This is a genomic window from Mycobacterium sp. NS-7484 (genome assembly GCF_001953975.1).
Taxonomy (GTDB): domain Bacteria; phylum Actinomycetota; class Actinomycetes; order Mycobacteriales; family Mycobacteriaceae; genus Mycobacterium.
This window is the reverse complement of record NZ_MBEJ01000025.1, coordinates 12,217-24,932: the sequence shown is the minus strand read 5'-3', so window position 1 is coordinate 24,932 and position 12,716 is coordinate 12,217. Positions and strand designations below refer to the sequence as shown.

General features: G+C 67.5%; 15 protein-coding genes. 12 read left to right on the top strand and 3 right to left on the bottom strand.

What is annotated here, in order from left to right; genetic code table 11:
• Positions 1-14 precede the first annotated feature (14 nt).
• Positions 15-815, top strand: coding sequence for an SDR family NAD(P)-dependent oxidoreductase (locus A5733_RS05765; RefSeq protein WP_076239431.1), 801 nt, complete (start codon positions 15-17; stop codon positions 813-815).
• Here the strand turns inward: A5733_RS05765 and A5733_RS05760 are convergent, their stop codons facing one another.
• Positions 816-1,313 carry a DUF1990 domain-containing protein gene (locus tag A5733_RS05760; protein WP_067770360.1) on the bottom strand — a complete coding sequence of 166 codons (498 nt, stop codon included), beginning with the start codon at positions 1,311-1,313 and terminating at the stop codon, positions 816-818.
• 31 nt (positions 1,314-1,344) lie between these two features.
• On the opposite strand from A5733_RS05760, the gene A5733_RS05755 reads away from it, so the two are divergent.
• The 11 genes from A5733_RS05755 to pdxT all read left to right on the top strand — a co-directional run bounded on the left by A5733_RS05755 (position 1,345) and on the right by pdxT (position 11,398).
• Positions 1,345-1,974, top strand: a complete 630-nt coding sequence (locus tag A5733_RS05755) for a PaaI family thioesterase (protein WP_076239430.1) — start codon at positions 1,345-1,347, stop codon at positions 1,972-1,974.
• On the top strand, positions 1,971-2,402 hold the full coding sequence (locus A5733_RS05750) for a TIGR02611 family protein (protein WP_076239429.1): 432 nt from the start codon (positions 1,971-1,973) through the stop codon (positions 2,400-2,402). The genes A5733_RS05755 and A5733_RS05750 overlap by 4 nt, the downstream gene beginning before the upstream one ends.
• 74 nt (positions 2,403-2,476) lie before the next feature.
• Complete coding sequence (thrS, locus tag A5733_RS05745; protein ID WP_076239428.1) at positions 2,477-4,528, top strand: threonine--tRNA ligase; 2,052 nt, start codon at positions 2,477-2,479, stop codon at positions 4,526-4,528.
• Entirely contained in the window at positions 4,525-5,121 is a 597-nt protein-coding gene (locus tag A5733_RS05740) for an HIT domain-containing protein (protein WP_076239427.1), read from the top strand. Before thrS ends, A5733_RS05740 begins: the two co-directional genes overlap by 4 nt.
• Positions 5,118-5,795 carry a phosphatidylinositol phosphate synthase gene (gene pgsA, locus A5733_RS05735; protein ID WP_076239444.1) on the top strand — a complete coding sequence of 226 codons (678 nt, stop codon included), beginning with the start codon at positions 5,118-5,120 and terminating at the stop codon, positions 5,793-5,795. The genes A5733_RS05740 and pgsA overlap by 4 nt, the downstream gene beginning before the upstream one ends.
• 8 nt (positions 5,796-5,803) lie before the next feature.
• Positions 5,804-6,703 carry a phosphatidylinositol mannoside acyltransferase gene (locus A5733_RS05730; protein ID WP_076239443.1) on the top strand — a complete coding sequence of 300 codons (900 nt, stop codon included), beginning with the start codon at positions 5,804-5,806 and terminating at the stop codon, positions 6,701-6,703.
• A gap of 34 nt (positions 6,704-6,737) precedes the next feature.
• Positions 6,738-7,862, top strand: a complete 1,125-nt coding sequence (locus A5733_RS05725; protein ID WP_076239426.1) for a glycosyltransferase family 4 protein — start codon at positions 6,738-6,740, stop codon at positions 7,860-7,862.
• A 2-nt stretch (positions 7,863-7,864) separates the two neighbouring features.
• The gene (locus A5733_RS05720; protein ID WP_067770345.1) at positions 7,865-8,926 is read left to right on the top strand and encodes an NUDIX domain-containing protein; all 1,062 of its coding nucleotides are present in this window, start codon (positions 7,865-7,867) and stop codon (positions 8,924-8,926) included.
• A 163-nt stretch (positions 8,927-9,089) separates the two neighbouring features.
• Entirely contained in the window at positions 9,090-9,938 is an 849-nt protein-coding gene (gene pdxS, locus A5733_RS05715) for a pyridoxal 5'-phosphate synthase lyase subunit PdxS (RefSeq protein WP_233152630.1), read from the top strand.
• Positions 9,939-9,971: 33 nt separating this feature from the next.
• On the top strand, positions 9,972-10,820 hold the full coding sequence (gene tesB / locus A5733_RS05710) for an acyl-CoA thioesterase II (protein WP_067770341.1): 849 nt from the start codon (positions 9,972-9,974) through the stop codon (positions 10,818-10,820).
• The gene (gene pdxT / locus A5733_RS05705; RefSeq protein ID WP_076239424.1) at positions 10,817-11,398 is read left to right on the top strand and encodes a pyridoxal 5'-phosphate synthase glutaminase subunit PdxT; all 582 of its coding nucleotides are present in this window, start codon (positions 10,817-10,819) and stop codon (positions 11,396-11,398) included. The genes tesB and pdxT overlap by 4 nt, the downstream gene beginning before the upstream one ends.
• A 40-nt stretch (positions 11,399-11,438) precedes the next feature.
• Here pdxT and A5733_RS05700 read toward each other — a convergent pair whose 3' ends face one another.
• Positions 11,439-12,053: an RES family NAD+ phosphorylase gene (locus A5733_RS05700; RefSeq protein WP_076239423.1), complete on the bottom strand. Its 615-nt coding sequence runs from the start codon at positions 12,051-12,053 to the stop codon at positions 11,439-11,441.
• 138 nt (positions 12,054-12,191) lie between these two features.
• Complete coding sequence (locus tag A5733_RS05695; protein ID WP_233152626.1) at positions 12,192-12,665, bottom strand: hypothetical protein; 474 nt, start codon at positions 12,663-12,665, stop codon at positions 12,192-12,194.
• Positions 12,666-12,716: the final 51 nt, after the last annotated feature.

Here is a 12,716-nt window from a genome sequence, read left to right as displayed (position 1 = left end):
GTAGGTTGATACCCGTGGATACCCCGATCGCTGTCGTCACCGGGGCGAGTCGCGGCGCGGGCCGCGGGATCGCCGCAGCCCTGCTCGCCAAGGGGTGGCGGGTGTATGTCACCGGGCGGACGGTGACGGATCCGGGGGAGGGCGGAGTCGCGGTCCGCCTCGACCACTCCGATGATGCCGCGGTGGGCGCACTGTTCGAGCGGATCGCTGAACACGAGGGCCGGCTGGATCTGTTGGTCAACAACGCCGCCGCGGTCCACGACGATCTGGTCAACCCGAAACCGTTCTGGGAGAAGCCGATCGAGTTGGCCGATGTGCTCGACGTCGGGTTGCGTTCGGCCTATGTGGCGTCCTGGTACGCGGCTCCGCTGTTGCTGGCCGCCGACAAGGGCCTGATCGCGTTCACGTCGTCACCCGGATCGGTCTGCTACATGCATGGCCCCGCCTACGGTGCCCAGAAGGCGGGCGTGGACAAACTGGCCGCCGACATGGCCGTCGACTTTGGCGGCACCGGGGTCTCGACGGTGTCGATCTGGATGGGCATCCTGCTCACCGAGAAGCTCAAGGCCGCCTTCGCCGGACATCCCGACGCCCTCGCCAAGACAGCCGAGCATGCCGAGACCCCCGAATTCACCGGCTATCTCATCGACGCGCTGTACCGCGACCCGGACCTGGCCGCGTTGTCCGGGCACACCGTGATCGGCGCCGAACTCGCCACCCGCTACGGCATCACCGACGAAGGCGGCCGGGTGCCGCCGTCGCACCGGGACATGCTGGGCGCACCGAGGGAGCCCAGCTCGGCAGTCGTCAGATAGTCAGATCCCGGTGAGATAGCGGCGGGTCACGACCCGCTGCAGTAGCCGGGTCACCGGCCCGCCCAACCGGCTCCACCAGGTCGCCGGCCGGGAGAACGCCACCACTTCGGCATGCACCAGATCCGTCGACGCGTCGTAGCGGACCGAGAACAACTCCTCACCCGATTCGGGATGCCCGGCCAGCGTGCCGTAGGCGAAGCCGCGGCGGTCGGGTTCGGAGAGTACATAGACCACCCGGCACGGCGCCGGAACGGGACCGAGCCGGACCAGCAGATCGGTGCCGACAACAGCAGACTCGGTGCCGGCCTGCACCCGCAGCCCCGCGCCGCGCTGCATGCCCCAGCGCAGCACCGCGGCGCCCGCCTGTTCGAAGCGGTCGCGCCCGGTGCCGATGACCGCTGAAGCCCGGGTGTGGCGGTAGCCGTCGGGCAGGTTTCCCGCCGTGGCACCCGTCTCCGGATAGGTCAACGACAGCCTGGCCAACTCGTGCAGTTTCACGTCACCACCATGGCACCAATACGGTGGCTTCGTGGCCCCAGAAATCGACACCGCCAGAACGCACCCTGGCGGCGGCTTCAACCCGCCGAACCCGACCGATCGTGGCGGGCCCGATTATGGCCGGTTCATCGAGGCAGTGCGCACCCTGCAAGACCATGCCCGCGGCGCGGACGCACCCGATGAGGTGATCGCCGAGGCCGCCGACCTGGTCGAGAAAGTGTCGGCGCTACTCGCCCCGTACGAGGCCGACGAATGGCACTCGCCGTCGGGGCGGCGGCTGGACCTACCCAACCGCGGCAACATCACCTCTGTGCCGCTGCGGGTGTCGGTCACCGACGGCCGGGTCACCGGCACCGTCCGGTTTCGCCGGTACCACCTCGGTCGCAACGGTGCGGTGCACGGCGGTGTGCTCGGGCTGATGTTCGACTCGCTGCTCGGGTACACCGCGGCGAGCCTGACCCAGAGTCCTTACCAGCGCACCGCACACCTGGGTATCGACTACCGCAAGATCGTGCCGATCGGCACGCAGCTGCAGGTGGATGCCGGGATCGACCGCATCGAGGGCCGCAAGATCTTCGTCGCCGGGCGGGTGCTCGACGACGGCGAGGTGCTCACCGAGGGCAATGCGCTGTTCGTGCGGCTCAAGCCGGGGCAGCCATGAGCCTCGCGGAAAACCTCGCCGAGGTGAAGCGTCGCTGGACGGCATGGCGCGACAAGCTTCGCGCGCGCCCGGCCGCCGACTTCGCCTACCGGATCGCCATCGGCGTCGTCGGCACGATCGTGCTTGCGGTCGGCATCATCGCCATTCCGTATCCGGGCCCCGGCTGGGCCATCGTGTTTCTCGGGCTGGCAATTCTGGCCAGCGAGTTCGCCTTCGCCAAGCGGGCATTGCACTACGTGCGGGTCCGCTACGACGCCGTGATGGCCTGGTTCGATCGCCAGCACATCGCGGTCAAAGGACTCAGCGCGGCGTTCACCGGACTGGTCGTGGTGGCCACGCTGTGGCTCTTCGGCGCGGTCGGCCTCGTGGCGGGCTTGGTGGGGTTGGAGCAGCCGTGGCTCAAGAGCCCGCTCGGGTTGGGGTCCTGATCAGCAACACCGGCTGCCCACCCCGATAGCATGGTCGCGTTCGCATCAGCCCTCGCATGGTAGGAGACTCCCCGATGAGCGCCGCCCTCAGCCCAGCCCCCGCTGCCCCGATCCGGGTTGCGGCCGGGACGACCGCCGGTGCGGCGGTGCGCGAGGCGGGTCTGCCCAGCCGCGGGGCCGCCGACGCGATCGTGGTGGTGCGTGACGCCGATGGACGGCTGCGCGATCTGTCGTGGGCGCCGGACACCGACGTCGAGGTGACGCCGGTCGCCGCCGACACCGAGGACGGCCGCAGCGTGATCCGGCACTCGTGCGCCCACGTGCTGGCCCAAGCCGTGCAGGACCTGTTTCCGCAGGCCAAGTTGGGTATCGGCCCGCCGATCGCCGACGGCTTCTACTACGACTTCGACGTCGCCGAGCCGTTCACGCCCGAGGACCTGCAGAAGCTCGAGAAGCGCATGCAGAAGATCATCAAAGATGGTCAGCTGTTCTCCCGCCGCGTCTACGACTCCAAGGACCAGGCGCGCGAGGAGCTGGCGGGCGAGCCGTACAAGCTCGAGCTGGTCGACGACAAGTCGGGTGCCGACGACCCGGAGATCATGGAAGTCGGTGGCGACGAGCTCACCGCCTACGACAACCTCAACGCCCGCACCAAGGAACGGGTCTGGGGGGATCTGTGCCGGGGCCCGCACATCCCGACCACCAAGTACATCCCGGCGTTCAAGCTGACCCGCAGCAGTGCCGCGTACTGGCGCGGCGACCAGCGCAACGCCAGCCTGCAGCGGGTGTACGGCACGGCCTGGGAGTCGCAGGAGGCCCTGGACCGCCACCTCGAGCTGATCGAAGAGGCGCAGCGCCGCGACCACCGCAAGCTCGGTGTCGAGCTCGACCTGTTCAGCTTCCCCGACGAGCTGGGTTCGGGGCTGCCGGTGTTCCACCCCAAGGGTGGTGTGATCCGCAAGGAGCTGGAGGACTACTCGCGGCGCAAACACGCCGAGGCGGGTTACGAGTTCGTCAACACCCCGCACATCACCAAAGAACACCTCTACATCACCTCGGGGCACCTGGAGTGGTACGCCGACGGCATGTACCCGCCGATGCACATCGATGCGGAGTACAACGAGGACGGCACGGTGCGCAAGCCCGGGCAGGACTACTACCTCAAGCCGATGAACTGCCCCATGCACCACCTGATCTACCGGGCGCGGGGCCGCTCATACCGCGAACTTCCGTTGCGGCTCTTCGAGTTCGGTTCGGTGTACCGCTACGAGAAGTCGGGCGTGGTGCATGGGCTCACCCGCGTGCGCGGTATGACGCAGGACGACGCGCACATCTACACCACGCGTGAGCAGATGCGGGACGAGCTGACCTCGCTGCTGCAGTTCGTGCTCGACCTGCTCTCGGATTACGGCCTCGACGACTACTACCTGGAGCTGTCCACCAAGGACCCGGACAAGTACGTCGGCTCCGACGAGATGTGGGAAGAGGCCACCGAGACCCTGCGCTCGGTCGCCGAGGCCTCGGGTCTGGACCTGGTGCCAGATCCGGGCGGTGCCGCGTTCTACGGACCCAAGATCTCGGTCCAGGTCAAGGATGCGCTGGGCCGCAACTGGCAGATGTCGACGATCCAGCTGGACTTCAACATGCCCGACCGCTTCGAGTTGGAATACACCGCGGCAGATGGCAGCCGGCAGCGGCCCGTGCTGATCCACCGCGCGCTGTTCGGCTCGATCGAACGGTTCTTCGGGGTGCTCACCGAGCATTACGCCGGGGCGTTCCCGGCTTGGCTGGCGCCGGTGCAGGTGGTCGGCATCCCGGTCGCCGACGCACACCTCGATTACCTGTATGACGTTGCCGCCCAGCTGAAGTCGCGTGGTGTGCGGGTCGAGGTAGACGGCAGTGACGACCGCATGGCGAAGAAGATCGTCAACCACACCAACCAGAAGGTGCCGTTCATGCTGCTCGCGGGCGACAAGGACATAGAAGCCGGCGCCGTGTCGTTCCGCTTCGGTGACCGCACCCAGATCAACGGCGTGCCCCGCGACGAGGCCGTCGAGGCCATCGTGAAGTGGATCGCCGATCGCAACAACGCGGTGCCGACGGCGGAGCTGGTGCAGGCGCGATGACGGACCACGGCGGCGGAGACGCCATCATCGACCACGGCGGCGGAGACGCCATCATCGACCACGGCGTGGGTGCCCCCGACCATCTCCAGCGGCTGTGGACGCCGCACCGGATGAGCTACATCACCGAGGCGGTCAAGGGCGACGCCAAGGTCGGCTCGGCCGGCTCGTCACAGCCGTTCACCGACATCCCCGCGATGTCCGACGAGGACGGGCTCATGGTCGCCCGCGGTGAGCTGGTGTATGCCGTGCTCAACCTCTACCCCTACAACCCGGGTCACCTGATGGTGGTGCCCTACCGGCGGGTGTCGGAGCTCGAGGATCTCGACGAGGCCGAGAGCGCCGAGCTGATGGCGTTCACGCAGAAGGCGATTCGCGTCATCAAGGCCGTCTCCCGGCCGCACGGATTCAACGTCGGTCTGAACCTGGGCGTCTCGGCCGGGGGATCGCTGGCCGAGCACCTGCACATGCACGTGGTGCCGCGCTGGGGTGGCGACGCGAATTTCATCACGATCATCGGCGGGGCCAAGGTCATTCCGCAGCTGCTGAGCCAGACCAGGGAACTACTTGCCACGGAATGGGCCCGTCAGCCGTGAGCAACCTGTTCCTGATGAGCCGGGCGGCCTACGCCAAGCTGTCGAGGCCGGTGGCCAAGGCGGCGCTGCACGCGGGCCTGACACCCGACATCGTCACCATCGTCGGTACCGCCGGGTCGGTCACCGCGGCGCTGACGTTGTTTCCGATGGGCCAGCTGTTCTGGGGCGCGTTCGCGGTGTTCCTCTTCGTGCTCGCCGACATGCTCGACGGAGCGATGGCCCGGGAACGCGGCGGAGGTACCCGATTCGGCGCCGTGCTCGACGCAGCGTGTGACCGGATAGCCGACGGCGCCATTTTCGCCGGCCTGCTGTGGTGGGCGGCGTTTGGCCTGGACGATCCGACGCTGGTGGTCGCGCTCCTGATCTGCCTCGTCACCTCGCAGGTGATCTCGTACATCAAAGCCCGCGCCGAGGCGAGCGGGCTCCGTGGCGACGGCGGCATCATCGAGCGCCCGGAGCGCCTGGTGATCGTGCTGGTCGGCGCCGGGCTCTCCGGTGTGCCGTTCCTGCATGCACCGTGGCTGTTGCACGGGGCCGCATGGCTGCTGGCGCTGGCCAGCGTGATCACGGTGGCACAGCGGATCCATGCGGTGCGCACCTCGCCGGGTGCCATGGACCTGCTGCACCGTACGCAGGCCGACGGCGGCGACACACCGGAACCGGGAGCACCGTGATCATTCCGATGTCGGGGCAGGTGACCGATCTGGGTTATGCGGCAGGCTGGCAGCTCGTCCGGTCGATGCCGGAGTTCGTGGCGCGCAACGTGTTCGACGCGGGCGCTTGTTACGCCGCACGCGGTGGTGGGCCGCAGCAACTGCGCAAGAACCTGGCCCGAGTGACCGGGGTCGCCCCGGACGAGGTGCCCGATGCGCTGATGCGTGCTTCACTGGCCTCCTACGCTCGGTATTGGCGGGAGGCGTTCCGATTGCCGTCGATGGATCTGACCGCTGTGGCAAAGCGTCTCGACGAAGTGTTCGTCGGCGCGGACAAGTTGGCCGCCGCGCACCAGGCCGGCCGCGGCGCTGTGCTGGCGCTGCCGCACAGCGGCAACTGGGACATGGCCGGAGTGTGGCTGGCCCAGCACTACGGCACCTTCGCCACGGTGGCCGAACGCCTCAAGCCCGAATCGCTGTACCGGCGCTTCATCGATTACCGCGAGAGCCTCGGATTCGAGGTGTTCCCGTTGTCCGGCGGCGAGCGCCCGCCGTTCGAGGTGCTCTCGGAACGGCTGCGGGACAACATGTTCGTCTGTCTGATGGCAGATCGCGACCTCACCCGTAACGGGGTGCAGGTCGACTTCTTCGGCGAGCCGACCCGAATGCCCGCCGGCCCGGCCAAGCTGGCGATCGAAACCGGGGCACCGCTGCACCCGGCGCATGTCCACTACGACGGGGACGATTGTGTCGTCGAGGTTTTCGACGCGCTCGACACCTCCTCGGGGGATGTCTCGGTGGTGATCCAGCAACTTGCCGACCGGTTCGCGGCGAACATCGCCGCCCATCCGGCCGACTGGCACATGCTGCAACCACAGTGGCTGGCCGATCTGTCCGATGAACGTCGCGCCCGACTGGGTACCACCTGATGAGCGCTTGTGCGAAGAGGCGACGGAGCTAGCCATGCGTATCGGAATGGTCTGCCCGTACTCGTTCGACGTCCCGGGCGGCGTGCAATCCCATGTGCTGCAACTGGCCGAGGTGATGCGCGCCGGCGGACACTACGTCAGCGTTCTGGCCCCGTCCTCGCCGCATGTGAAACTGCCCGAGTACGTGGTCTCGGGCGGCAAGGCCGTCCCGATTCCGTACAACGGCTCGGTGGCCCGGCTGCGGTTCGGCCCGGCCACGCACCGCAAGGTCAAGAAGTGGATCGCCGAGGGCGACTTTGATGTGCTGCACCTGCACGAGCCCAATGCGCCCAGCCTGTCCATGCTCGCGCTGCAGGCCGCCGAGGGTCCGATCGTGGCCACCTTTCACACCTCGACGACAAAATCGTTGACGCTCAGTGTGTTCCAGGGCATTCTGCGGCCCTATCACGAGAAGATCGTCGGCCGCATCGCGGTGTCCGATCTGGCCCGGCGCTGGCAGATGGAGGCTCTGGGCTCGGACGCGGTCGAGATTCCCAACGGGGTCGACGTGCCGTCGTTCGCCAATGCGCCTCGCCTGGAGGGGTATCCGCGGCCCGGTCGCAGCGTGCTGTTTCTGGGACGGTTCGACGAATCACGCAAGGGCATGGCGGTACTGCTGGGAGCGCTCCCGAAACTGGTGCGGCGTTTCACCGACATCGAGATCCTGATCGTGGGCCGCGGGGACGAGGACGCGTTGCGTGAGGAAGCCGGTGACCTCGCCGGGCATCTGCGCTTTCTGGGACAAGTTGACGACGACGCCAAGGCGGCTGCCATGCGCAGCGCCGACGTGTATTGCGCCCCGAATCTCGGCGGAGAGAGTTTCGGCATCGTGTTGGTGGAGGCGATGGCGGCCGGTACCGCGGTGGTGGCCAGTGAACTGGATGCTTTCAGCCGCGTGCTTGATCAGGGCCAGGCCGGCCGGCTGGTGCCCGTCGGTGACGCCGAGGCGCTGGCCGACGCTCTGATCGAGGTGCTCGCGGACGACGCGCTGCGCGAGCGCTACATCGAGGCGGCCACCGAGCGCGTGGCCCGATACGACTGGTCGGTGGTGGCCGGCCAGATTCTTCGGGTGTACGAGACGGTGGCCAGTACCGGGGGCAAAGTGCAGGTGGGTGACTAGGCATGGCGACCTGGATGGTGATCGCGGCGCTGGTGGTGCTCGTGGTGCTGCTGTTGGCCGCGGGCTGGGCCTATCAGACCGCCAATCGTCTCGACCGGTTGCACGTGCGCTATGACCTGTCCTGGCAGGCGCTCGACGGTGCGCTGGCGCGCCGGGCCGTGGTCGCCCGAGCGGTGGCGATCGACGCCTACGCCGGTGCTGCGCAGGGCAAGCGGTTGACGGCGCTGGCCGATGCAGCCGAACGGGCGCCGCGATCAGGACGTGAAGCCGCCGAGAACGATTTGTCGGCCGCACTTGCCGCGGTCGACCCGGCTGACCTCCCGGTGCGGTTGGTCGCCGAGCTGGCCGACGCCGAAGCCCGGGTGCTGTTGGCCCGCCGGTTCCACAACGACGCCGTCCGCGACACCTTGGCGTTGCGGGAACGGCCCGCGGTTCGCGCGCTGCGTCTCGGCGGAACTGCCGCCTTGCCAAGCTATTTCGAGATCGTCGAACGTCCGGAATCCCAGGATGAGGTCAACCCGGTGAGCCGCCGGACCTCGGCGCGGGTGGTGCTGCTCGACGAGACGGGCGCGGTGTTGCTGTTGCGCGGCAGCGATCCGGCGATCGACGATCCGGACAAGCCCGCGCCGCGGTGGTGGTTCACCGTCGGTGGGGCGGTCCAGCCGGGCGAGGACCTGGCCGCGGCAGCGGCGCGCGAACTCGCCGAGGAGACCGGTCTGCAGGCCAGCCCGGCAGAGCTCGTCGGCCCGGTGTGGCGGCGCGACGCCGTCATCGACTTCAACGCGTCGGTGGTCCGTAGCGAGGAGTACTTCTTCATCCACCGGACCGCCCGGTTCGAGCCGTCGGCAACCGGGCGCACGACGCTGGAGCGGCACTACATTCACGGCCACCGGTGGTGCGATGAGACAATGATTGCCGAGTTGGTTGCCGGTGGGGAGGCCGTGTATCCGCTTCAACTGGGTGAGCTGCTGGCTCAGGCCAATGAACTGGCCGAACAGCCGGCAGCGTCGCCGCTGGCGAATACGCGTGGGACCGCGCATCGCGAGCTGCAAGCCATCCGGTAACTGCGGATTTAATGGATTTGGCGGCCGCACTAGACTGAATCAGTAGAACTTGGAGGACATGGCAGTGGATATCGGCGGGCAGGAGCGCAGCGACCGGGGAATCGCTGGCGCGGCGCAGAACGGTTCGAGTAACCAGACCGGGACCGCGCGCGTGAAGCGCGGGATGGCTGAGATGCTCAAGGGTGGCGTGATCATGGACGTCGTTACCCCCGAGCAGGCCAAGATCGCCGAGGCTGCGGGAGCGGTGGCCGTGATGGCCCTGGAGCGGGTGCCGGCTGACATCCGCGCGCAGGGCGGGGTGTCGCGCATGAGCGATCCGGACATGATCGACGGGATCATCTCGGCGGTCACCATCCCGGTGATGGCCAAGGCCCGCATCGGGCATTTCGTCGAGGCGCAGATCTTGCAAAGCCTGGGTGTGGATTACATCGACGAGTCCGAGGTGCTGACTCCGGCCGACTACACGAACCACATCGACAAGTGGCGCTTCACCGTGCCGTTCGTGTGTGGGGCGACCAATCTGGGTGAGGCGCTGCGCCGCATCACCGAGGGCGCGGCGATGATCCGGTCCAAGGGTGAGGCCGGCACCGGTGATGTCTCCAATGCCACCACTCACATGCGCAAGATCGGCGGGGAGATCCGCCGGCTCACCTCGATGAGCGAGGACGAGCTGTATGTGGCGGCCAAGGAACTGCAGGCCCCGTATGAGTTGGTGGCCGAGGTGGCCCGGGCCGGCAAGTTGCCGGTGACGTTGTTCACCGCCGGTGGGATCGCCACCCCGGCGGATGCGGCGATGATGATGCAGCTCGGTGCTGAGGGTGTGTTCGTCGGCTCGGGGATCTTCAAGTCGGGCAACCCCGAGCAGCGGGCGGCAGCGATCGTGAAGGCCACGACGTTCTACGACGATCCCGATGTGTTGGCCAAGGTGTCGCGCGGTCTGGGTGAGGCCATGGTCGGCATCAACGTCGAGGAGATCGCCCAGCCGCACCGGCTCGCCGAGCGCGGTTGGTGATGAGCCGCTTGCGCGAAGAGCAGAAGTAACTGCATGGCGATTGAAGAGATCCTCGATCTGGAGCAGCTCGAGGTCAACATCTATCGCGGCGGGGTGTTCAGCCCTGAAAGCGGTTTCCTACAGCGAACTTTCGGCGGCCACGTGGCCGGCCAGTCGCTCGTGTCGGCGGTTCGTACGGTCGACCCGGCGTTCCAGGTGCACTCGCTGCACGGCTACTTCCTGCGGCCGGGTGATGCCCGTGCGCCGTCGGTCTACACCGTCGAGCGCATCCGCGACGGCGGTTCGTTCTGCACCCGTCGGGTGAGCGCGATCCAGCACGGCGAGACGATCTTCACGATGTCCGCGTCGTTCCAGACCGACCAGACCGGCATCGAACATCAGGACGCCATGCCCGAGGCTCCCGGGCCTGATGATCTGCCCGGGTTCCGCTCCGGCGGCGCGTTCGACGACGCCGGGTTCGCCCAGTTCGCCGAATGGGATGTCCGGATCGTGCCGCGTGACCGGGTGGCGCGGCTGCCGGCCAAGGCGTCACAGCAGCAGGTGTGGTTCCGGCATCGGGATCCGCTCCCCGACGACCACGTGCTGCACATCTGTGCACTGGCCTACATGAGCGATCTCACGCTGCTGGGTTCGGCCCAGGTCAACCATCTCGATGTCCGCAAGCACTTGATGGTGGCGTCGCTGGACCACGCCATGTGGTTCATGCGCCCGTTCCGGGCCGACGAGTGGCTGCTCTACGACCAGTCCTCGCCCTCGGCCTGCGGGGGGCGTTCCCTGACCCAGGGCAAGATCTTCAACCGCTACGGCGAGATGGTGGCCGCGGTGATGCAAGAAGGCTTGACCCGCTACCAGCGCAACTTCGCGCCGGCGGAGAACTCATGACCCGTCACGTCGGGGTGCTCGCGATGCAGGGCGACACCCGCGAACATCTGGCTGCTCTGCGCGAGGCGGGTGCCGAGGCTGCTACCGTGCGTCGGCTTTCGGAACTCGACGCGGTCGATGCCTTGGTGATTCCCGGCGGCGAATCCACCGCGATGAGCCATTTGCTACGGGAATTCGACCTGCTCGAACCGCTGCGGGCGCGGATCGCCGAGGGCTTGCCGTGCTACGGCTCGTGTGCCGGAATGATCCTGCTGGCCAGCGAGATCGCCGATGCCGGTGCCCAGGGCCGGGCCGCGGTGCCGTTGAAGGGCATCGATATGACGGTGCGTCGCAATGCTTTCGGTCGTCAGGTCGATTCCTTCGAGGGGAACATCGATTTCGAGGGCCTCGACACACCCGTGCACGCGGTGTTCATCCGGGCACCGTGGGTGGAGCGGGTCGGGCCAGAGGTGCAGGTGCTGGCCCGTGCGGCCGACCACATCGTCGCGGTCCGGCAGGGCTCGATGCTGGCTACGTCATTTCATCCCGAGATGACGGGGGACCGGCGCATCCACAAGTTGTTCGTCGACTCGTTGTAGCCGCAGCAAACCCACGGCAGTCACATAGCCAGGCCCGCCGTCAGATAACGAGGTAGCCGAGTCGTTGTGCTGCGGCGGCGATCCGCCGCGAGAGGCCGGGATGGGTGAGCGGCAAGGACATCGCGGGCCGTTTCGGCATGGCCGTTTCGGCGGGGGCGAATAAGGCGATGCAGGGTTGGCCGGCGAAGCGGCTGTTGTAGTGCACGCCGTCGAGGTTGGGGAACGCCTCGGTGATACGGCGGGCCCAGCGTTGGGTGATGGAATGTGGGCCCGTCGAGAGTGCGAACGTGCCGCCAGCTCGGGTGGGCCACGCGCCTGTGCTGTCGGTGGCCAGATCGAGAAGTCGGAGTTCGCGGGTGAGTCGCAGGCCGGTCAGGTATGGGTTGTCGCGGACGCGGTCGATGGTGCGGGTCGCTTGGAAGGCCTCGGCGAGGGCGGGTGTGGGTTCGGATGCGCCGTACCAGACGCCGACCCCCGGATGGTCGCGTGCTGGAGGTGGACGTGGGTCGAACCTCAAGTGCGGGCCGTGTTCCCGAAAGGCATTCCATGCCAGCACGTGATCACCGGTGGTGCGGTGCACACGCCACCACAACTCGTCGGTCGATACGGTGCGGTATTCCGAGTCCCGGATGCCGATTGTGCGCAGTTCTGCCAGAGGTGGCGGGGACGGGAAGCCGTGTGCTCACGTGGCGTACCAGTCGGTGGTCGCGGCCGCCGCAACAGCGTGGTCGACGTCTCCGCCGGCGCGCAGCCACTCCACCGGGGTCATCGGCCGGCCATGGACCAGGTGGGGTTAAGGGGTGCGCAGAAAACCTGCGATGGCGACGGGATGCAGGCCTTCGGGCAGTGCCTTGAGGACCTGGTCGAGGCCGCGGACTTGCCGGGTCGGGCCGCCGTCGGCGCCGGTTTCGAACTGCAGTGTCGGGAAGACCCAGCTCTGACCGTCCGGGATGGCCCATAGTTCGCCGGCGAGCCGCTTCTGCCGCACGCGGGAGGCGCTGACACTGAGGCCTTTGGCGACGTCGTCGGCAGTGAAGGCGGTAACGGCGAGATGCGCGGTGTGTCCGACGATTTCAGTGCCGGCAGCTACGTAGGCATCGCGGTCCTCGGGGAAGTTGGCCTCGTCAAGGAGTCCGGCTTCCTCCTCGGTGAGCGCTGCAGCCCATGGCCGTAGGGCAGGCAGGCCCTTCAAGGCAGCTACGAACTCGGTGGTGGTGATGTCGAAGCGGTCGTGGAGTAACTGCTCTAGCTCGGAATTCGCCGGCATGACACCCTCCTAACGACGATTAACATCATGATGTGAGCGTTAGGACGGGGT

What these genes read in the sequence shown, in the direction of transcription:
- A5733_RS05750 (WP_076239429.1), top strand. Translation starts at nt 1,971, where the DNA reads ATGAGCCTCGCGGAAAACCTCGCCGAGGTGAAGCGTCGCTGGACGGCA.
- thrS (WP_076239428.1), top strand. Translation starts at nt 2,477, where the DNA reads ATGAGCGCCGCCCTCAGCCCAGCCCCCGCTGCCCCGATCCGGGTTGCG.
- A5733_RS05740 (WP_076239427.1), top strand. Translation starts at nt 4,525, where the DNA reads ATGACGGACCACGGCGGCGGAGACGCCATCATCGACCACGGCGGCGGA.
- A5733_RS05730 (WP_076239443.1), top strand. Translation starts at nt 5,804, where the DNA reads ATGTCGGGGCAGGTGACCGATCTGGGTTATGCGGCAGGCTGGCAGCTC.
- A5733_RS05725 (WP_076239426.1), top strand. Translation starts at nt 6,738, where the DNA reads ATGCGTATCGGAATGGTCTGCCCGTACTCGTTCGACGTCCCGGGCGGC.
- A5733_RS05720 (WP_067770345.1), top strand. Translation starts at nt 7,865, where the DNA reads ATGGCGACCTGGATGGTGATCGCGGCGCTGGTGGTGCTCGTGGTGCTG.
- pdxS (WP_233152630.1), top strand. Translation starts at nt 9,090, where the DNA reads ATGGCTGAGATGCTCAAGGGTGGCGTGATCATGGACGTCGTTACCCCC.
- tesB (WP_067770341.1), top strand. Translation starts at nt 9,972, where the DNA reads ATGGCGATTGAAGAGATCCTCGATCTGGAGCAGCTCGAGGTCAACATC.
- pdxT (WP_076239424.1), top strand. Translation starts at nt 10,817, where the DNA reads ATGACCCGTCACGTCGGGGTGCTCGCGATGCAGGGCGACACCCGCGAA.
- A5733_RS05695 (WP_233152626.1), bottom strand. Translation starts at nt 12,665, where the DNA reads ATGCCGGCGAATTCCGAGCTAGAGCAGTTACTCCACGACCGCTTCGAC.